Genomic DNA, 19,877 nt, shown 5'->3' with positions numbered 1-19,877 from the left:
AAAGTTTAGTATTTCCCCAACTCCCGCAGGCTAGTATGATTTTCCTGAATGCGACGGAACATTTTTTCCATATCTGACTTGGTAAAGTTGACCAAGACCGGCCGACCGTGTGGGCAATTATAGGGATTGTCACACTGGGACAGCTGAAAGAGCAAGTCACGCGCAGAGTAGTCATCCAGACTGTGATTGGCCTTGATGGAGCGTTTGCAGCTCATCATAATGGCTAGCTCTGCTCGATATTTCTTGATGGAAACTTCCTTGGTCAGGAGAAGCATATCACACATCTCATAGATGCCGGCCTCAATCTCCTCTTCCTTGAACCAAATGGGATGCTCACGGAGGATAAACTGGTTGGCTCCGTACTCTTCTAAAAAGATGCCAGCGTCTTCTAACAGCTCCATCCGCTGCTTGATTCTCAGCATATCGTCCGCTGGAAATTCAAAGATATAAGGCACCAAGAGCTGCTGCTGGCTATTGTCCACATCCCCAATCTTCTCCCGATAATACTCATACTTGACCCGCTCTTGAGCAGCATGCTGGTCAATAATGTAAAGACCGCCCTTGCCCTGAGCAAATAGATAAGTGCCATGCATCTGGCCGAAATATTCTAACTCTGGGAAGCTTGACTTCTCTTCCTGTTCCAACTTATCCACAGCCCGCTCCAGACTGGCTTGATCTAGCTCTGGATGGTCTAGTTGGTCATAGCTGGCCAGCTTTCTCTCTGCAAATTTGACTGAAGTCGGTTGCGACTCTGCTTTTTCATCGGTCGCTTCATGAATAGGCTCCGCTGATTCTTCAAAGGATAGTTGTTGCTCGGCCACCTGCGGCTTGAGGAAGAAGTCATTCTGCTCCTTATCGTAGTAGAGGCGATTTTCTTTAAGGGGAAGACTGGTCTGTTCGGGCTTAGTCGCACGTTTAACAGTTGATTTGGCTAGATTTTCCAAAGCATCCGGGATAAGGTCTTGCTCCTTGAGACTGGTCGCAATAGCTTGCGAAATCAAGGCCATGAGTTCCCGCTCTTTAGAAATCCTCACCTCTTGCTTGGTCGGATGGACATTGACATCGGCCAGATAGGGGTCAATCTGAATATTGATGACCGCGAGTGGAAAACGTCCTACCATCAGCTTGCTGCCGTAGCCATCCAAAATAGCACGATTGAGCAGGAAATTCTTAATATAGCGGCCGTTGATGAGAATCGTAATATAATTCCGATTGGCGCGAGTTAGCTCAGGCAAGCTGACATAGCCGCTCACCTCAAAGTCCAGATCTGAAGCAGAGATTTCCACCATTTTCTTAGCTGTTGCCAGACCATAGATTCCCGCAATAGCCTGACGTAGATTGCCACTGCCGGCAGTTCGTGTCAGTTCGCGGCCGTCGCTGATAAGGGTGAAAGCCACTTCCGGATGGGCCAGACTGAGCCGATTAATCACATCAACGATATGGGACAGCTCAGCCTGCTGGCTCTTCATATACTTGAGCCGAGCTGGGGTGTTAAAGAAAAGATCTTCTATCTTGATTTTCGTTCCCACTGGACTACTAGTAGGCACATGCTCTTCAATCTCACCACCTTGGGCAACCAGCTGAGTCCCGTGCTGGCCGGCTTCCGTTGCTGTTTCAATGGTAAAACGCGAGACAGAAGCAATGGAAGGAATGGCCTCACCACGAAAACCCAGTGTTCGAATCCGAAAGAGATCCGCCTGCTTCTTGATTTTACTGGTAGCATGGCGGCGAAGGGCCAGAGGAACATCTTCGTGGTCTATGCCCTCGCCATTATCCGTCACCTGAATGCTCTTGAGTCCGGCTTCTTCGATTTCGATGGTAATCTGACTGGCACCCGCATCAATTGAATTCTCCACTAGCTCCTTGACCACGCTGCTAGGCCGCTCAATGACTTCACCGGCCGCAATCTGATTGGCTAGAATTTCTGGAAGTTCGATAATTTTTGACATCATTTTCTCCGTATTTGTTCTGCTATCTATTATAACACATTGGGCTCTTTCTATCAGAAGACAGCCTTTTCTCAACCACTCTGCTCACAAGACAAACCAGATAGACACAAATAGCTGCCACATAGACAAAAGGGCTTGTTTTCGCTGCCAAGTTGCGGTTTAATAAAGGTGAAAGGAGGAAGTTATGAAAGTTAAGCTAAGAATCGATTCTCAAGTCACCGAAGACTCCGTCAGCATTGAGGCTCGCCTCATGACAGAAAGCATTCAGGAATTGGTCCACTTTGCTCAACATCTAGGCAAAGAAGACAAGATTCATGTCAAAAAAGAGGACGAAATCTATCTGCTGGATGCTAAGGAAATCCACCGAATCTATACAGAAAATCGTCAGGTCCGAGTCCGAACAGCAAGAGAAAGCTATCGAGCTCAACAAGCTCTTTATCAATTGCTGCAGGTCCTACCGGACTATTTCCTGCAGATTTCTCAATCGGAGATTATCAACAACCGGCAAATCAGCCACCTCAAGCTGACTCCAAATGGTCTGATTCAAATATTTCTGAAAAACGGCGATCAGACTTACTCGTCCCGCCGTTATCTCAAATCTATCAAAGAAAGGTTGCAATTATGAAAACTCGTCTTAAAGAACTCTTTTTCGGAGGGATTGGAGGGATTTTCATTGGTCTCTTCTTCTCCATGATTGTTTCTTATTTTTACAATCCAGTTTATCTACCGCTTCATCCTCGCTCTCCTATCGGCCACTTCTTTTTGAGCCAGCATGTCCATGTTTCCCTTATCATGCTCTACTGCATGCTTATCTGGTTTATCATGGGAGCTATTTTCAGATGGAGTGGAAGCTTCTTCCAAAGAGACTGGAGCATCCTGCGCTCCGTCGTTAGCCACTTTGGCGTGATGATTCTGACCTTTGCACTTTTGGCTAATCTAGCTGGATTTTTTCCAAGAGAAAAAATACTCAGCCTGACACTGACTGCCGTCGGGGAATTCACCCTTATCTATCTAATCATTTCAGGCGCTATCTACTACCACACCTACCGCAACATTCAAAAGATCAATAGCGGCTTGTCTAGCAAATCGTGAGAAATAAAAAGAACAGACTTGAGGCATTAACAAGTCTGTTCTTTGTTTTTACAGCTTTTTCTTGAGCTCGGCCACTGCTGCCATGACTTCCAGGGGAGTCATATTGTAGATATCCAAGTCTCGGAGTTCGGTTAGAACCGGATTTTCCGTCCCTTCTGCAAAAAGAGACATCTGCTCCGCCACTTGTGACTGCTTCGGTCTGGATGCAGCAGGAAGCTCTGAGTCTAGTCCTGTATCCTGACTCTCCAAATGACTCAAAATGCTATCCGCTCGTTCCAGCAATTTCTCAGGAAGTCCGGCAATTTTCGCCACATGGATTCCGTAAGACTTGTCAGCCGGACCTGGCTCAATCTTATGCAGGAAAGTCACCTGCCCGTCCTTTTCCAAGGTTGCCACATGGACATTTTCCAAATGCTCCAAACTATCCTCTAAGGCTGTCAGCTCGTGATAGTGGGTGGCAAAGAGGGTTTTGGCCCCAGTATAGTGATGAATGTGCTCGATAATAGCCTGAGCCAGCGCCATCCCATCATAAGTCGCCGTTCCACGCCCCAGCTCATCAAAGAGAATGAGCGAACGCTCGCTAGCCTGCCGAATGGCTCGATTGGCCTCCATCATCTCCACCATAAAAGTGGACTGGCCGGACACCAAATCATCCGCCGCACCGATACGAGTGAAAATCGCATCGAATAGCGGCAGACTGGCAGACTGAGCAGGCACATAAGAGCCCATCTGTGCCATAATGACGATAATAGCCAGCTGGCGCATATAGGTCGATTTCCCGCTCATATTAGGCCCAGTAATCAGCTGGATGTCCGTTTCCTGGTCCAGCAGAATATTATTTGGAATGTAGCTTTGGGCTCCCATGACCTTTTCCACGACAGCATGCCGACCTTTTTCAATCTGCAGACGGCGCTCTGCAGTAAAGACAGGGCGCACCAAATGTAGTTGCTCTGCTACCGCAGCAAAGCTCTGCAGGACATCTACAGCTGCCAGCGTTTGTGCCAAGGCCTGCAAGCGCTGGATGTATTTGCCAGCTTCCTCGCGAATCCGCATGAAAATCTCGTATTCCAAATTAGCAGATTTTTCACGCGCCTCCAACATCTCTCCCTCAATCCGGGCCAACTCCTCCGTTCCAAAACGCTCCGAATTTTTCAGGGTCGCCTTGCGGAAGAAATGACTGGGAACATGAGACAGCTGGGAATTGGTCACATGGAAATAGTAACCATCTTTTTTGTTGTAATCAATCTTCAGATTGCTGATGCCGCTGTTGGCACGTTCTTTGACTTCCAGCTCCGCAATCCATCCGGTCCCATCCCTCAGCACAAGCCGATACTGATCCAAGGTCTCATCAAAACCGGTCCGAATGATATTGCCCTCGGTGATGATATGAGGTGCATCCGGCGAAATAGCTGAGCTAATCAAGCCCGCCAACTCTGGAATAGGATCCAATCCCTCAATCAAACGAGCTAGATGCGGACTGCCAATTCCTTGCAGGATAGCCTTAATCTGAGGCACATTGCCCAATGTAGCTGCCAGCTGCAGCAGATCCTTGGGATTGGTCTTGCCAAAAGACACTCGACTAGCCAGCCGCTCGATATCATAGACTCCCTTGAGGCTCTCCGTCAAATCACTCCGCTCAAAGAAATGTTCCAGAAAAACCTCGACGACATTCTGCCGCTGGATGATTCGCGCTTCATCAATCAGCGGACGCTGAATCCAAGAGCGCAGCATGCGACCGCCCATGGCTGTCTTGGTCTCGTCCATTAGCCAATAAAGACTGCCGTGCTTCTTGCCTGAGCGAGCATTTTCCGTCAAATCCAGACTCGCCTTGGTGGCATAGTCCATTTGCAGAAAGTCCTTGATTTCATAATGCTGAGCCTTCTTCAAATGGCTGAGCTCTCTCATCTGGGTCCGGTGCACATACTCCAGCAGTTTCCCCGCCGCCTGATGTTCCATAGGAGACAGCTCCTCGCCCAGCAGCTGGACATCGTCCAAGGCCGTCTGTACATAGGACAGTAAGAGGTTCATCTGTCCAGCCAAGACCTGCTCCTCAGCTTCTGGCAAGGCATAGCCCAACACCACTTCCCTAGCCTTCAAATTGCGGATTTCCCCGCAGACCAAGGCAAAGTCCTCTAAACTGGTCACCTGAAACTCACCGGTCACCAAGTCCATATAAGCCAGACCATAGAGGCCGTCTGAGTAATCCAGAGCCACCAGAAAGTTATTAGCAGAGTCCGGCTTACTGGAGTCCACCACTGTCCCCGGCGTGATAACCTGCACGACCTCCCGCTTAACAACCCCCTTGGCTTCTTTAGGGTCTTCCATCTGCTCCGCAATCGCCACCTTATAGCCTGATTCGACCAAAACATCAATATACTGCTGAGCCGAATGATAGGGAACTCCGGCCATGGGAATGGGATTTTCAGCATTTTTATTGCGGCTGGTGAGAGAAATCTCTAAAATCTGCGCGGCATTGACCGCATCATCATAAAATAACTCATAGAAATCTCCCATCCGAAAGAGCAAGAAAGCATCTGGATAGTCCTTTTTGATATCCAAATACTGCTGCATGCCTGGCGATAACTTTTCTACTGCCATCTCTATCCTTTCTAAAAACAAACGAGGTCAGGACTCCCGTCTCAAACCTCTCCATTTTTCCTGAAAAATGTGACCCTACATCACTTCCTGTATTTGCTCCTCAATCTCCTGAGCAGCTGCCTGATCCCGGCAAACCACTAAAAGAGTATTAGCACCCGCAACGGTTCCCAGAATGCGGCTATCGAATGAGCTATCCACGACATTGGCCAGCACTGTTGCCTCTCCCAGGCCTGTACGAAGAACCAGACTAAACTCTGCCCTGGCTACACTCTCCACATGCTTGGCTAAAAACTCTATAAAATCAATCTCTTCGGTCTCATGCGCCAAAACATAATAAGTCAGCCCCTTCTTCTTAACTTTAGTCAGGCCGATTTCACGGAGGTCACGCGACAGGGTAGTCTGTGTTACATAAATCCCTTGCGCTTCCAGACGATCCTGAATCTCCTTTTGCGTTCCTAGCTTTTCCTCCTTAATCATCGTTTTGACTAACTGATGACGGTCATTCTTTCTCATTTTTACCTCATTATTGAATATTTAGAAGCTGCATTCATGAAGAATACTCCATCCGATGAAAGACTGCTTCTCCATCAATCTAGGCAAAGATTTGCAGGAATACTGAGAATAAACAAAAAACTTTAACCAAGAGTGTCAGGGAAGGAAGCATTTAGATGGAAAACTCATCTATAAATACAGGTTCTTATCCCTCTTATTATATCAGAAAAATTCCTATTAGCCCAAAAATTATTCCCAAAAAAATTGAAGATTCCTTGAAAAATGTGATAAAATAATAACAAAAGACACAAAGGAGCAAATATGGATAACAAACAGTTGATTGCCGGCGAATTGGCCAAGGTTATTGACAGCCTTGATCAAGACGCTATTTTAAATTTATTGGAGCAGCCAAAGAGCTCTGAACTTGGCGATATCGCCTTCCCAGCCTTTTCTCTGGCAAAGACTGAGCGCAAAGCTCCTCAAATCATCGCTGCTGACATCGCTGAAAAGATTGACACAGCGCATTTTGATAAAGTCGTTGCGACTGGTCCTTATGTCAACTTTTTCCTCAGTAAGTCTGAAATTTCTGGCCAAGTCATCAAAGAAGTCATCAAAGACGGAGCTGACTATGGCCAGCAAAACGAAGGAAATAATCAGAATATCACCATCGACCTGTCCAGTCCAAACATTGCCAAGCCTTTCTCAGTCGGCCACTTGCGTTCTACTGTTATCGGTGACGCTCTTTCCAACATCTTCCGTAAAATAGGCTACAACACCATCAAAATCAACCACTTGGGAGACTGGGGCAAACAGTTTGGCCTCCTGATGGTAGCTTATAAGAAGTGGGGAAGCCAGGAAGCTGTTGAAGCCAACCCTATCGACGAGCTCCTCAAACTCTATGTGCGTATCAATGCCGAGATTGAAAACGACCCATCTCTGGATGAAGAAGGCCGCCTTTGGTTCAAGAAGCTGGAAGATGGCGACCCAGAAGCAACTGAGCTCTGGCAATGGTTCCGCGACGAAAGTCTGACAGAATTCAACCGTATCTACGAACTCCTAGGTGTCGAATTTGACAGTCTAAATGGTGAAGCCTTCTACAATGACAAGATGGACGAAGGGATTCAAATCCTCGAAGAAAAAGGTCTTTTACAGGAATCAAAAGGAGCTAGCATTGTAGACTTGGAAGACTTTAACCTTCCGCCTGCTATGATTAAAAAATCAGACGGTGCTACCCTCTACATCACACGTGATATTGCAACAGCCATCTACCGAGCTCGCACTTACAACTTTGTCAAAAATGTCTATGTTGTAGGTCAAGAGCAGGCCAACCACTTCAGACAACTCAAGGCCGTTCTGAAAAAGATGGGCTTTGACTGGAGCGATGACATGATTCACGTTGACTTCGGACTGGTGACTAAAAACCGTCAAAAGCTGTCTACACGTAAAGGAAATATCATCCTTCTCGAACCAACTCTGCTGGAAGCTATCAGCCGGGCTAAGAGCCAGATTGAAGCTAAAAACCCAGATTTGGAAAACAAGGAAGCTGTTGCTCGTGCAGTTGGGGTAGGAGCAGTTAAGTTCTACGACCTCAAAACCGACCGTCGCAATGGTTACGACTTTGATTTGGAAGCCATGGTTTCCTTCGAGGGAGAAACAGGCCCTTACATCCAGTATGCCTATGCTCGTATCCAGTCTATCCTGCGCAAGGCGAACTTCCAGCCAGATGCAGAGGCTACATACAGCTTGAACGATCCAGAAAGCTGGGAAATTATCAAGCTGCTCCAAGATTTCGGTCGCGTTGTCAAGCGTGCTGCTGATAACTATGAGCCATCTCTGATTGCCAAATACGCTATCAGCTTAGCTCAAGCCTTTAACAAATACTATGCACACACACGGATTCTGGACGAAAGCCCTGAGCGCGACAGCCGTCTGGCTCTCAGCTACTCAACAGCTGTTGTCCTCAAAGAAGCTCTGCGTTTGCTGGGAGTAGAAGCCCCAGAAAAGATGTAACCTTGATTTAGAAACATCAAAAAACGAAAACCTCACTGGTTTTCGTTTTTTTCAATATGATAAAGTTCTTCAATAATCCCTGCAACCTTCTTAATGTCTCCCAACATGCCGCGCATTTCAAAATCGGCCAAAACCGGAAATCCGAAGCGCTCTGAGTATTGCTTGGCAGTCAGACAGTATTGGTTGTTAAAGTTTCGATTGCCGCTGCCAATGACGCCCAGACACTTGCTGGCATTCTGACCATAGGCGATAAAGTCCCCCACATCGGTTGTCAGAATTTCTACATCGCCATTGTCCACACCATTGCCGCCTTCCAGATAAGTCGGCAGAAAAGCGATAAAAGGATTGTCCATTTCAAAAAAGGGCTGCCCTTCCTTTACCAAGTCTTTGATATGAATCTTCTCTACCTCTAGGCTTAGATGCTGCTCCAGCAAATAGTCTGTCAGCCGGCGGACAAAACTCTCTGTATTGCCGCTCAAGCTGATGTAAACCAAGGAAACCTTTGTCATTGTATTCTCCATTCTAAAAAATAACAGATATTGCTTCTTAAAATTGTAAGCACTTATCTGTTATTTGTCAAATCTTATTCGTTTGCAGCTAGTTCCGCTTTTTCAGCCTCTTTTTGCTGCTGGATTAGCTTAAAGACGACGATGGAAAGGAAGATTAGGCTAATGACTACTGAAAGGAGGATGGAGAAATTCAACCCCGTCATCTGTGCCGAAAGAAGAGTCGAGTCTGAAAAAGAAGAAGCTATAATTCCCTTTGATACCACATAAGCATAGGCTGTCGAAATCAAGCCCACAAGAACATCGGCAATGTAGACAAGATTGGCCTTAAATATATCTTTCCTAAAAAGGAAGAAAAGAGCCACTATTAAGAGAACGATGTGCCCGTAAAAAAAGAAATTATTGACTAGCGAATTCGCCACTTCTGCACTCTTGCTAAAATAAGTTGCATATTGGGATTTTGCTGGTTCTTCTATCTGCTTAAGAATGCTTTTCACTCCAGCATCAGAAGAAGTGAACTTGCCAAAAAGTCCCCACAAGGTTCCCACGGTTGACAAGCCCAGCAAAACATAAAGATAAATTGGTTTCTTTTTCATGAACGCCTCCTGTAAAGAAATATTTTCACTTATTATACACCGAAAAGAAAAAGCTGACAAGACCAAGAGGCTTTCACCTTTTCAGAAGCCCACACAATAGCTAAATCCCTATCCACATATTTTATTCAAAAATCAAAGCCGAAACACTGCTGTCTCGGCTTTTTTGATTCAAAGAATATTAGCTGTTCAAGTGCCATACTTCTTCTTCGTATTGAGCGATCGTACGGTCGGATGAGAAGAAGCCAGCTTTGGCAATATTGACGATGACTTTGTCCATCCAAGCATCGCGGTCTTCATAGTCCGCCAGCATGCGCTCTTTGACTTGGATATAGTCTTCTAGATCCAGCAGAGTCATGAACCAGTCCTTGCTGATCAGTTCATTGTAAAGACGTTCCAAGCGTTCAGCTTTACCAACTGCCAATACTTCATCGCTGACGATAAAGTCAACCAACGGCTTGATAGCTTCGCGCGCATAGTACTCACTAGACTTGTAAGCAGATTTTGCGTAGAGGTCAATAACAGTTTCAGAATCTTCACCGAAGATGTAGATGTTGTCTTCGCCGACCAGCTCTGCAATCTCAACATTCGCTCCGTCCATAGTACCAAGAGTCAAAGCACCGTTAAGCATGAACTTCATGTTACCAGTACCAGATGCTTCCTTAGAAGCCAGGGAAATTTGCTCAGAAATATCACCAGCTGCAATCAAGAAGCTAGACGCTGTAACATTGTAGTTTTCTACCATAACTACTTGCAGGTGTGGAGCCACTTGAGGGTCATTAGCAATCACTTCTGACAAGCAAAGGATGAGGTGGATGATGTCCTGTGCAATTGTGTAAGCAGGAGCAGCCTTACCACCGAAGAAGACAGTGATTGGACGAGCAGGGATGTTACCAGCCTTGATGTCCAGATACTTGTGGATAACATACAGAGCGTTCATTTGTTGGCGCTTGTACTCATGCAGACGCTTGATTTGGATATCAAAGATAGATTCTGGATTGATTTCCACACCTTGTGCTTCCTTCAAGTGACGAGCCAATTTACGCTTGTTATGAGCCTTGATGCCTTCCAATTTTTCTTTAACATTTGCAGCGCCAGTGAATTCCAACAAGCCTTCGAGCTTAGTTGCATCATGGTGCCAGTCGCGGCCCAGCAACTCATCCAAATAATGAGACAGGCGTGGGTTCGCATGCATGAGCCAGCGGCGGAAAGTAATACCGTTGGTCTTGTTATTGAATTTTTCAGGGTAGATATCGTAGAAGGCTTTAAGCTCAGAGTTTTTCAGGATTTCTGTATGCAGAGCTGCAACTCCATTGACACTGTATCCGTAGTGGATATCCATGTGAGCCATGTGCACACGATCGTCCTCATCAATGATTTGCACTGCTGGATCTGCGTATTTAGCTTTCACGCGCTTGTCAAGCTCTTTGATGATAGGTACCAGGTGCGGTACTACTTCTTTCAAGAATTCCAAAGGCCATTTTTCAAGAGCTTCTGCCAGAATCGTGTGATTTGTATAAGCAGTCATCTTCTGTACGATGGCAATTGCTTCATCCAGATCCAAACCACGTTCAGTCAAGAGACGAATCATTTCTGGGATAACCAGAGATGGGTGGGTATCATTGATTTGGATGACAGCGTAGTCTGCCAAGTCGTGCAGGTTGCTGCCTTTTTCAATCGCTTCGTCAATAATCAGCTGAGCACCATTTGAAACCATGAAGTATTGCTGGAAGATACGGAGCAGTTCACCTTGCTTGTCACTATCATCTGGATAGAGGAAGAGGGTCAAGTTGCGAGCGATATCTGTCTTATCGAAGTCAATACCGTCTGTGATGATATCTGCATCCACTGAGTCCAAATCAAAGAGACGAAGACGGTTCTTAGTTTCTGTCTTGTAACCTGGCACATCAATATCATAAAGAGTAGATGTCAGAGTGAAGTGAGCAAATGGCACTTGGTAGCTGCGGCTAGAGCGAACCAACCAGTTTTGCTCAGTCAGCCAGAAGTTAGGAATCGTTGTCTGTTCGTTGTTTTTCAAAACCTGTTGGAAAAGACCAAAGTGGTAGTTCAGTCCTACACCATCACCATTGAGACCAAGTGTCGCAATAGAGTCCAGGAAGCAGGCAGCCAGACGGCCCAAGCCTCCGTTACCCAGAGACGGCTCCAACTCAACTTCTTCTACTTCGATCAAGTCCTTGCCAGCATCTGCCAGTTCTTGCTTCACATCATCGTAAAGTCCAAGGTTGATCAAGTTATTAGACAAAAGTTTACCGATCAGAAACTCTGCTGAAATATAGTAGAGTTTTTTCTTACCAGTATTGACTGGCTTTTGAGCGCTGGCTAATTTAGTGTAGTTCAAAAGAGCCAGATAAAGTTCTTCATTGCTGCAATCAGCAAGATTTTTTGAATAAGTATTTTTGATATAAGTTTGTAAGTTTGACATGATTACTCCTTTCAAGTCTAGTTAGCTATTCTTTATTTGTTAATTAAATCGGTATTCATACGACGGTAAGTCTTAGTCAAGCTGTAAAGCTCACCTTCGACGATTGGATTCAGCTCTTCAGCTGTCATCCGCCAAGTCCAGTTGCCACCAATTGTGGATGGATAGTTCATCCGTGCTGCACTATCTAATTCCAGCAGGTCTTGCATGGTCGCAATGGCCATAAAGCTGACTGAAGCAAAGATTGTGCGCAGCATTGCATGAGGTACTGTTTCGTACTCCTTACGGTTGGTGTACTGAGCCATGTACTGGCGAGTAGCGTCGTCAATCTCATCCTTGTACCAACCCAAAACAGTATTGTTATCATGGGTTCCGGTATACATGACTGAGTTGTTTGGCGCCAGATGCGGGCTATCGATGCTTTCATCATCAGGATTGAAGGCGAATTGCAAGATCTTCATTCCTGGGAAACCAGTGCGCTCGCGCAGCTCGATCACTTCGTCCGTCATAAAGCCTAGGTCTTCTGCGATGATATTCAAATCACCCAAGGCTTCCTTAACCGCTGCAAAGAGCTTGTAATCAGGACCTTTTACCCACTTACCAGAAGCAGATGTTTCTGAGCCAGCAGGTACTTCCCAGTAAGACTCAAAGCCGCGGAAGTGGTCGATACGGACAATGTCGTAAATCTTGAAGCTTTCACGCAGACGCTCAATCCACCAAGCATAACCATCTTTGTCCATAGCTTCCCAGTCATAGATAGGATTGCCCCAAAGCTGGCCAGTTTCTGAAAATTCATCTGGCGGACAGCCTGCCACACAAGTTGGCTTACCAACAGCATCTGTCTTAAAGAAGTGAGGCTGTGCCCACACATCAGCACTGTCAGCTGCCACATAAATTGGCATATCACCGACAATCTCGATGTGATGTTCATTAGCATAGGCTTTTAATCTTAACCACTGCTTAAAGAAGAGATACTGGGTCACACGATGGTAGGTCAGCTTGTCAGCCAGCTTCTCACGGTATGACGCGAGGCTAGCAGCTTCACGGCGACGGATGGCTTCATCCGGCCACTCAGTCCAAGCTAGATTATCAAAATGCTCCTTGATAGCCATGTACTCAGCGAAAACTTCCAGCCAAGCTGCATTTTGCTCCACAAAGCTCTCATAGTCAGACAGATCGTCTGCTTTCAAGAAGCGAGCTACTGCTTTTTCCATGATTGGACGGCGAGCATCGAAAATCTTTGCATAATCCACTTTTCTAGGATCATCTCCGAAATCAGCTCCCTTAACATCCGCCTCGTCCAACAAACCTTCTTCTATCAGAATATCAAAATCGATAAAGTAGGTATTCCCAGCAAAAGCAGAGAAAGACTGATAAGGAGAATCACCATAACTGGTCGTTCCCAGTGGCAAAATCTGCCAATAGCGCTGCTTGGTGCGAACCAAGAAGTCTACAAAATCATAAGCACTTTGGCCAAAAGATCCGATACCGTACTTGCCCGGAAGGGATGAAATGTGCATGAGCACGCCGCTTTGACGTTTTTTCATTTTGTCACCTCGTTATTTTTTCCTCTACGCCTTTTCATTTTTACTTAATGCAAACGTTTGCGTCGACTTGATTATAACCTATTTTTTTTTTTAGTGCAAGGGGTTTTTGAGATTTTTTTCAATTTATTGGTTAATGGATATAATGCTCTTTTAGGACTCTCCTACTGCCCCAATTGTTTACCGTTTTTCTCTTCTTGCAAGCGTTCTCTTTTTGTGTTAAAATGTTCTTACAAACAGAAAACGTTTGCGTTTGCGGAGAAACTGCTTTATACTTGCTTTTTTAACCATAATAGTTAGGCAAAATCACTGGTTATAAGAACCATTTTTGGCAGAGGTTTGCATGACTCTTAGAAAGCAAGTGCTTCTACTAGTAGATTTAAAATAGTTCATGTTATCGTAAGGATTTCCAGCAAATGCAGGCCTTTAGGAGGTTTTTATGCGAGTTACTATCAAAGAAGTCGCAAAACTAGCAGGCGTATCACCCTCTACCGTGACCCGCGTCGTGCAAAATAAATCAACCATCAGTGAAGAAACTAAAAAACGGGTCCGTGCTGCTATGAAGGAGCTGGACTATCATCCCAACCTCAATGCCAGAAGTCTGGTCAGCCAGTCCAGCCAGGTCATCGGCTTGGTCCTGCCGGACGACTCAGATGTCTTCTATCAAAACCCTTTTTTCCCAACTGTGTTGCGGGGGATTTCTCAGATTGCTTCTGACTATGACTATGCCATCCAGATCAGCACCGGGCAAGATGAACAGCACCGCTTGGAAAATATGAAGCAGATGATTTTAGGAAAGCGAGTAGACGGACTGATCTTCCTTTATTCTAAGCAGGACGATCCTTTGGTCGACTTTGCAGTCAGAAACAACTTCCCCTTCCTTATCCTTGGAAAAGCTGTCTCACCTTTCATCTCTCTGGTGGACAACGACAATATCAAGGCCGGCTATGACGCGACCAGATACTTCCTTGACAAGGGCTATCGGAAAATTGCCTTTCTAGCTGGGAATAAGGAGCTGGTCGTTTCTCAGGATCGTTACACAGGCTACAAGCAAGCCCTGAATGAAGCAGACCGGCCTTTGGATGAACGCATTATCAAATTTGCCTTCGGTTTCCTTCTGGAAGACAACAGTTACAAGATTATGGAGGAGCTGCCACTGGATGAGATTGAAGCTATCGTAACCTCTGATACCTTGGTAGCAGAAGGAGCCCTGCACTATCTCAAAGATCAGGACTACCAGATTCCCATTATCACCTTTGACTCTATCAAACCGCGCATCGATGTCGATGCCTATATTGATATCAATGCCCTCGAGCTTGGGAAAGAGTCTTTCCGGACTCTCTTCCAAATCATCAAGGACAATAAAGAAGACAAGCAAATCTGCTATCGCCAGTTGATCCCGCATAGCATCAGCACTCGCTAATCCGAGTGCTTTTGCTCATTCATCAACGATTCACATATCGGCCTTGTCCCAACCAGGGCAGAGCCCTAAACTCAAAACAATTACCCGAAGAGAAATTGACAAAGAAAGAGGAAAAACATGGCCTTTCGTATTTTTCAAGCCTATTTAGATGACGAAAACATTATCACTATCGAACTGGAAAAGAGCTTTGATGCCTATTCCATCCACTTTACACTGGAAGACAAGCACAGCTCCAGCCCTTTAACTATCAAAAACATCAACAATCAGGAAGAGCGGATTATCTATACCGTGTCGGCTAATGAGCCCATTGACCTGACGCAGTCCTACAAGGTCTATGACCAAGACCGCAACCATACCGACTTGCAGTACCGCCATATCGTGAAAAAGCCTATTTTCGATGAGATTTTTGATTATGCAGGCGACGATTTGGGAGCTCAGTACAGCCCCCAAGCCACCGACTTCAGACTCTGGGCACCCATTTCCGAAAAAGTCCTCCTACATCTGAAAGACCAGGTTCACCATCTCAAACGTCTGGATAGGGGAGTCTGGCATGCCCACATTGAGGGAGATTTAGAGGGAGCCTCCTATTCTTATCTCCATAAGATTAATGGCAAGTGGATTGAAGTCCACGATCCCTACGCCCTATCCTCAGATGTCAATTCGGGCAACAGCTATGTCATTGATTTAGAAAAGATTAAAAAGCCTATCAAACGAGCGAAAACACAGCTGGATCCGACAGAAGCCGTCATTTATGAAATGAGCGTCCGTGATTTCTCTATGCAGAAAGAAGCTGGTTTCTCTTATCCTGGGAAGTTTGCCTCGCTGAGCGAATCTCCAGTCGTTCACGGTCAGAAGTTTGGTCTGGACTATCTGAAAGAACTAGGTATCAGCCACGTGCAGCTTCTGCCTGTCTACGATTTTGGCAGCGTTGATGAAAAGCATCCTGAGCTCGTCTACAACTGGGGCTACGATCCTGTCCAGTACAATGTCCCAGACGGCAGTTTTGCCAGCGACCCACGAGACCCCTATGCCCGTGTCATAGAGCTACAGGCGGCCATTACTGCCTTCCACAATGCTGATATCAGCGTCATCATGGATGTTGTCTACAATCATGTCTATGATGCCAACAGCTATGCTTTTGAAAAAATCGTGCCCGGCTATTTTTTCCGGCTCAATGACATGGGCTACCGGACCAACGGAACTTTCTGTGGCAATGATGTAGCCAGTGAGAAGGCCATGGTCCGCCGCTATATCAAGCAGTCGGTCAAACAATGGGTCAGCCTCTATGGCTTTGACGGTTTCCGCTTTGATCTGATGGGGGTTTTAGATATCCAAACCATGCAGCAGATAGCTGACGAGATCAAGGCACTCTATCCCAACATCTATCTCTACGGTGAAGGCTGGCAGATGGACACTGGACTGGCAAGTGAGCGATTGGCTCATCAGTACAATGCTGCCCAACTGCCAGATTATGGATTTTTCAGCGACCATTTCCGTGACAGTCTCAAGCAGACCATCGCCCAAGGCCGGCAAATCGAGAGCAAGACTCCTGCCAGTCAGCTTGAGAATGTCCTGACAGCCAATATCGGTCTAAAAGGCGAGCCCCACTTCACAGCGCCCCAGCAGGCCATTAATTATATCGAGTGCCATGATAATGCAACAGTTTTTGATTACTTTGATATCGTCAATCCTGCTATCACCCTGCGGGATCGGCTGGCCAATTCGCGGCTGGCCCTCCACCTCGTACTGCTGGCCCAAGGTGTGCCCTTTATCCACAGCGGTCAGGAATTTTTCCGGACTAAAAATCTGATTGACAACACCTACAATATGCCTGACGAAATCAATAAACTAGACTGGCTGCGCTCCCTGCATTACACAGAGGACATTGCTTTTGTTAAACAGCTGATTGCCTTTCGCAGGGCACATCCGCTGCTGCATCTAAAGACCAGCACCGCCATCAAGCAAGCCTGTCAGATCAACTGGCTATCAGACAGTTTATTGGAGTACAAGATTCAAGACAGCAAAGAAAGTATGACAATCGTCATCAACTTTGGCAACCAAGAGGCTGTCTACGAAAATAAAAACAAGCAAAGATTGCATCTCCAGTATCCAGCCATTGATGTCCAAAAACCAATCGCACCGCTAGCTGACAGTTACAGCCTAGCTGGGAAGCAGTTGATTGTATTGAAATAGATTATAAAACATCAGCCAATGAATAAGCTGATGTTTTTGTTTTTTACAACCCCAAATAATCCTCAACCGCTGCCTGCATTTGATCTGCAGCGACCGTCGTTTTGTGGCGCACTGGGGCTGTTTCTAAGCCATCCACAGCTGGTGGCAAGGCTACGCCAGAAAGTTCGTGCAGTTGATCCAAAGCCTCGAAGTCACTAAGTCCTGACTGACCAGTCACAGCCTCAACAGCCACGACTGGGAATTTATAAGGGCTAGCGGTAGACGCGATAACAGTCTTGCGCTGATCACCTGTCTCTGCCAAGTATTTTTGATAGACAGCGGACGCAACGGCTGTATGAGGGTCTTCGATGTAGTCAGATGCTTGATAGACCCGCTTGATTTCAGTTGCTGTTTCTTCTTCTGTCGCATAATCAGCCGCAAATAGTTCCAAAATCTCAGCGTCAAAGTCCGTTAGTTCATACTGTCCATGCTCATTCAGAGCCGCCATCAGGGCAGCTGTTTTCTCTGCGCTGTTACCAGACAGATGGAAAATCAAGCGCTCCAAGTTAGAGGAAACCAAAATATCCATGGAAGGACTAGACGTCACCTTAAAGCTCCGCTTCTTGTCATAAACCTGAGTCTTGAAGAAGTCGGTCAGGACATTGTTTTCATTCGATGCACAGATCAGCTTGCCAACTGGCAGACCGATTTGCTTGGCATAGTAGGCAGCTAGAATATTCCCAAAGTTCCCCGTCGGAACGGTAAAGTTGACCTTGTCTCCTGCTGTGATTTCTCCTGTCTTCACTAACTGAGCATAAGCATAGACATAGTAAACAATCTGCGGCACCAAACGGCCGATATTCATAGAATTAGCTGATGAAAACTGGAATTTGTGCTCCAAGAGACGAGCTCGTAGGTCTGTGTCGTTGAACATGTGCTTGACATTGGTCTGGGCATCGTCAAAGTTGCCGTCAATGGCAACAACATGCGTATTGGCACCTGTCTGTGTCGTCATTTGCAGCTCTTGGACCTTGCTGACACCATCTTTCGGATAAAAGACGATAATCTCAGTCCCAGGAACGTCCGCAAAGCCTGCCATAGCCGCCTTGCCTGTATCGCCAGAAGTTGCTGTCAGAATGACAATTTTGTTTTCCAAGCCGTGCTTTTTGGCTGCGGTTGTCATCAGATGAGGCAGGATAGACAAAGCCATGTCCTTAAAGGCAATGGTCGCTCCGTGGAAAAGTTCTAGATTATACTGACCATCCAGCTTGACCAAGGGAGCAATCGCCGCATCATCAAACTTGCTGTCGTAGGCATGGTTGATACAGTAGTCCAGCTCTTCTTCAGAAAAATCGTCCAAAAATGCAGACAAAACCAGCTTGGCTATTTCCTGATAAGAAGCGTCTTTGAGCTTGGCAAAGTCCAAATCGACCTGCGGATAGGTAATGGGCGTAAAGAGACCGCCATCTGTCGCCAAGCCTTGCAGAATCGCCTGGCTAGCTGTTACTCTATTCTTTTCGTCACGTGTTGATTGATAAACTAAGGTCATTCTCTCTCATCCTTTATCTGTAGTTCGTTTTATTATACCAAAATTTATCAGAAAATTCTCGCTTTTTCACAGAGAATATAAGAAAAAGCCCATTTCTGGGCTTGTATTCATCTTATTCATTCATAGATACGTGAACGTGGTCGTAGTGGTTTTCAGTTACGCTACCACGATCTGGCATTTGGTTCCAAGTATTAGCTGGTCCATAAATGCTTTCAAATGGTGCATAGAACTGTTGCTGCCAGATAACGTAAGAGATTCCTCTTTCAGTCATATTAGAAGTAACATCGGCTGCGACCTGGTTTCCTAATTCAGTATTCTCACCAACGATAAAGTCAGCTGCCAATCCCTTACCATGATCTCCGCTATCACCTGGACGGTAAAGACTAAATTCTGTAATGCCATATTTAGCTGCTATTTCTTCTTTCAGAGCTGCAGTCTGTGGCTGAAGACCTTCATTAGCAGGATTGTTAGTCGTCACGCTAGCAGCATCTGTTACAGCTGGAGCATTGTAAGTTGTTGGCTCAACAGCGGCAGTTGCTTGACTGACTTGGTCTTGGCCTAATTCAGTCACTTCTGGAGCTGCCTCTACTGGTGCTTCTGGACTTGCAGCTACTGCTGGCTGTGGCGCTGCTTCTACAGGAGCGGCTGCATTTGCTTCCGCAGCTGGGGCTGCTTCACTTACAACTTCTGCTACTGGGGCAGGAGCTTCCTCAGCAGGCGCTGGTGCTTGGTCTGCTGGAGCTGCAACAGCTTCCTCAACAGCTGGAGTTTCTGCTGCTTGAGCCGGTGCCGCTGGAGCGGCTTGTTCAGTACCAAAAATCTCACTTGCTGTATAATCTTCCGTTACCAAACCTGCATTATTTCCTGCTTGGTAGCTTTGGATTTCTACAGAGGTAATTTCGTTGTGCCCATTTGTTGTAATGGTCAAAACAGTACCCGGGAAAATCAAGTCAGCATTAGCAATTTGATTGACTTTAGCCAAATCAACAAGATCAATGTTCATCGCTTGAGCGATATTTCCCAAAGTGTCTCCATATTGAACAGTGTAAGTTTGTTGGTTTTCATTGCTCGTAATATCCGCTTTAATTTGCTCAACTGTTCTGGCAGTCCAGTTTTGTGACTGCTCCTCAGCTCGCGTTGTCAACAAAGGCAATGCTGACAAAGCAACAGTTGAAGCCAAAAGTAATTTCTTATTCATTTTCATATGCAAAATGCACCTTCCTAATCATTCATGATACGAAAACCATCTTACCATAAATCTTCTAAGAAAAAAGCCTTTTTCGACCTATTTAACAAAACTGTCTGCCCCCTGTAACATGGAGATTTTTTTGTAACATATAAAAAATTGCAGCAAGCAAAAGAACCCCATTTAGAGAGGTTCTGTTTTTTTGGACTTATTTGAATTTTTTCTACTCTGGTGAACTAAACCTAACCTAAGCTCTTGGCAAAAAAGATAAAATCTCCTAGAAGCTGTCGCTTCTTCGTCTATTTTTGCTGTGAATATATCTA

General features: G+C 45.8%; 14 protein-coding genes. 5 read left to right on the top strand and 9 right to left on the bottom strand.

The window, feature by feature from the left end:
- Nucleotides 1-5: 5 nt before the first annotated feature.
- The gene (gene mutL / locus D8877_RS02860; RefSeq protein ID WP_125352410.1) at nucleotides 6-1,949 is read right to left on the bottom strand and encodes a DNA mismatch repair endonuclease MutL; all 1,944 of its coding nucleotides are present in this window, start codon (nucleotides 1,947-1,949) and stop codon (nucleotides 6-8) included.
- A 184-nt stretch (nucleotides 1,950-2,133) separates the two neighbouring features.
- Here mutL and D8877_RS02855 point away from each other — a divergent pair, with 184 nt between their 5' ends.
- Nucleotides 2,134-2,574, top strand: coding sequence for a LytTR family DNA-binding domain-containing protein (locus tag D8877_RS02855; protein ID WP_125352408.1), 441 nt, complete (start codon nucleotides 2,134-2,136; stop codon nucleotides 2,572-2,574).
- Complete coding sequence (locus D8877_RS02850; protein WP_125352406.1) at nucleotides 2,571-3,041, top strand: DUF3021 family protein; 471 nt, start codon at nucleotides 2,571-2,573, stop codon at nucleotides 3,039-3,041. Before D8877_RS02855 ends, D8877_RS02850 begins: the two co-directional genes overlap by 4 nt.
- Nucleotides 3,042-3,089: 48 nt before the next feature.
- On the opposite strand, the gene mutS is transcribed toward D8877_RS02850, so the two are convergent.
- Entirely contained in the window at nucleotides 3,090-5,639 is a 2,550-nt protein-coding gene (gene mutS / locus D8877_RS02845; protein WP_125352404.1) for a DNA mismatch repair protein MutS, read from the bottom strand.
- 75 nt (nucleotides 5,640-5,714) lie between these two features.
- Nucleotides 5,715-6,152 carry an arginine repressor gene (argR, locus tag D8877_RS02840; RefSeq protein ID WP_002902018.1) on the bottom strand — a complete coding sequence of 146 codons (438 nt, stop codon included), beginning with the start codon at nucleotides 6,150-6,152 and terminating at the stop codon, nucleotides 5,715-5,717.
- Nucleotides 6,153-6,452: 300 nt separating this feature from the next.
- Between argR and argS the strand changes: the two genes are divergently transcribed.
- Nucleotides 6,453-8,141, top strand: coding sequence for an arginine--tRNA ligase (argS, locus tag D8877_RS02835; RefSeq protein WP_125352402.1), 1,689 nt, complete (start codon nucleotides 6,453-6,455; stop codon nucleotides 8,139-8,141).
- A 32-nt stretch (nucleotides 8,142-8,173) separates the two neighbouring features.
- On the opposite strand, the gene nrdI is transcribed toward argS, so the two are convergent.
- The 4 genes from nrdI to malQ form a co-directional block, all read right to left on the bottom strand.
- Nucleotides 8,174-8,662 carry a class Ib ribonucleoside-diphosphate reductase assembly flavoprotein NrdI gene (gene nrdI / locus D8877_RS02830; protein WP_125352400.1) on the bottom strand — a complete coding sequence of 163 codons (489 nt, stop codon included), beginning with the start codon at nucleotides 8,660-8,662 and terminating at the stop codon, nucleotides 8,174-8,176.
- A gap of 62 nt (nucleotides 8,663-8,724) precedes the next feature.
- Complete coding sequence (locus D8877_RS02825) at nucleotides 8,725-9,243, bottom strand: ABC transporter permease (RefSeq protein WP_125352397.1); 519 nt, start codon at nucleotides 9,241-9,243, stop codon at nucleotides 8,725-8,727.
- Between the two features lie 178 nt (nucleotides 9,244-9,421).
- Nucleotides 9,422-11,683 carry a glycogen/starch/alpha-glucan family phosphorylase gene (gene glgP, locus D8877_RS02820; RefSeq protein WP_002899305.1) on the bottom strand — a complete coding sequence of 754 codons (2,262 nt, stop codon included), beginning with the start codon at nucleotides 11,681-11,683 and terminating at the stop codon, nucleotides 9,422-9,424.
- A 32-nt stretch (nucleotides 11,684-11,715) separates the two neighbouring features.
- Nucleotides 11,716-13,227, bottom strand: a complete 1,512-nt coding sequence (malQ, locus tag D8877_RS02815) for a 4-alpha-glucanotransferase (RefSeq protein ID WP_002926395.1) — start codon at nucleotides 13,225-13,227, stop codon at nucleotides 11,716-11,718.
- Between the two features lie 436 nt (nucleotides 13,228-13,663).
- On the opposite strand from malQ, the gene D8877_RS02810 reads away from it, so the two are divergent.
- Both D8877_RS02810 and pulA read left to right on the top strand, forming a co-directional pair.
- On the top strand, nucleotides 13,664-14,647 hold the full coding sequence (locus D8877_RS02810; RefSeq protein ID WP_125352395.1) for a LacI family DNA-binding transcriptional regulator: 984 nt from the start codon (nucleotides 13,664-13,666) through the stop codon (nucleotides 14,645-14,647).
- Nucleotides 14,648-14,764: 117 nt separating this feature from the next.
- Nucleotides 14,765-16,840 carry a type I pullulanase gene (gene pulA, locus D8877_RS02805; protein ID WP_125352393.1) on the top strand — a complete coding sequence of 692 codons (2,076 nt, stop codon included), beginning with the start codon at nucleotides 14,765-14,767 and terminating at the stop codon, nucleotides 16,838-16,840.
- Nucleotides 16,841-16,883: 43 nt separating this feature from the next.
- Here the strand turns inward: pulA and thrC are convergent, their stop codons facing one another.
- Nucleotides 16,884-18,368: a threonine synthase gene (gene thrC, locus D8877_RS02800; protein WP_125352391.1), complete on the bottom strand. Its 1,485-nt coding sequence runs from the start codon at nucleotides 18,366-18,368 to the stop codon at nucleotides 16,884-16,886.
- 112 nt (nucleotides 18,369-18,480) lie between these two features.
- Complete coding sequence (locus D8877_RS02795) at nucleotides 18,481-19,572, bottom strand: LysM peptidoglycan-binding domain-containing protein (protein ID WP_125352389.1); 1,092 nt, start codon at nucleotides 19,570-19,572, stop codon at nucleotides 18,481-18,483.
- Nucleotides 19,573-19,877 lie beyond the last annotated feature (305 nt).

Source organism: Streptococcus sanguinis (assembly GCF_003943735.1).
Taxonomy (GTDB): domain Bacteria; phylum Bacillota; class Bacilli; order Lactobacillales; family Streptococcaceae; genus Streptococcus; species Streptococcus sanguinis_E.
This window is presented reverse-complemented; position numbering and strand designations above follow the sequence as displayed.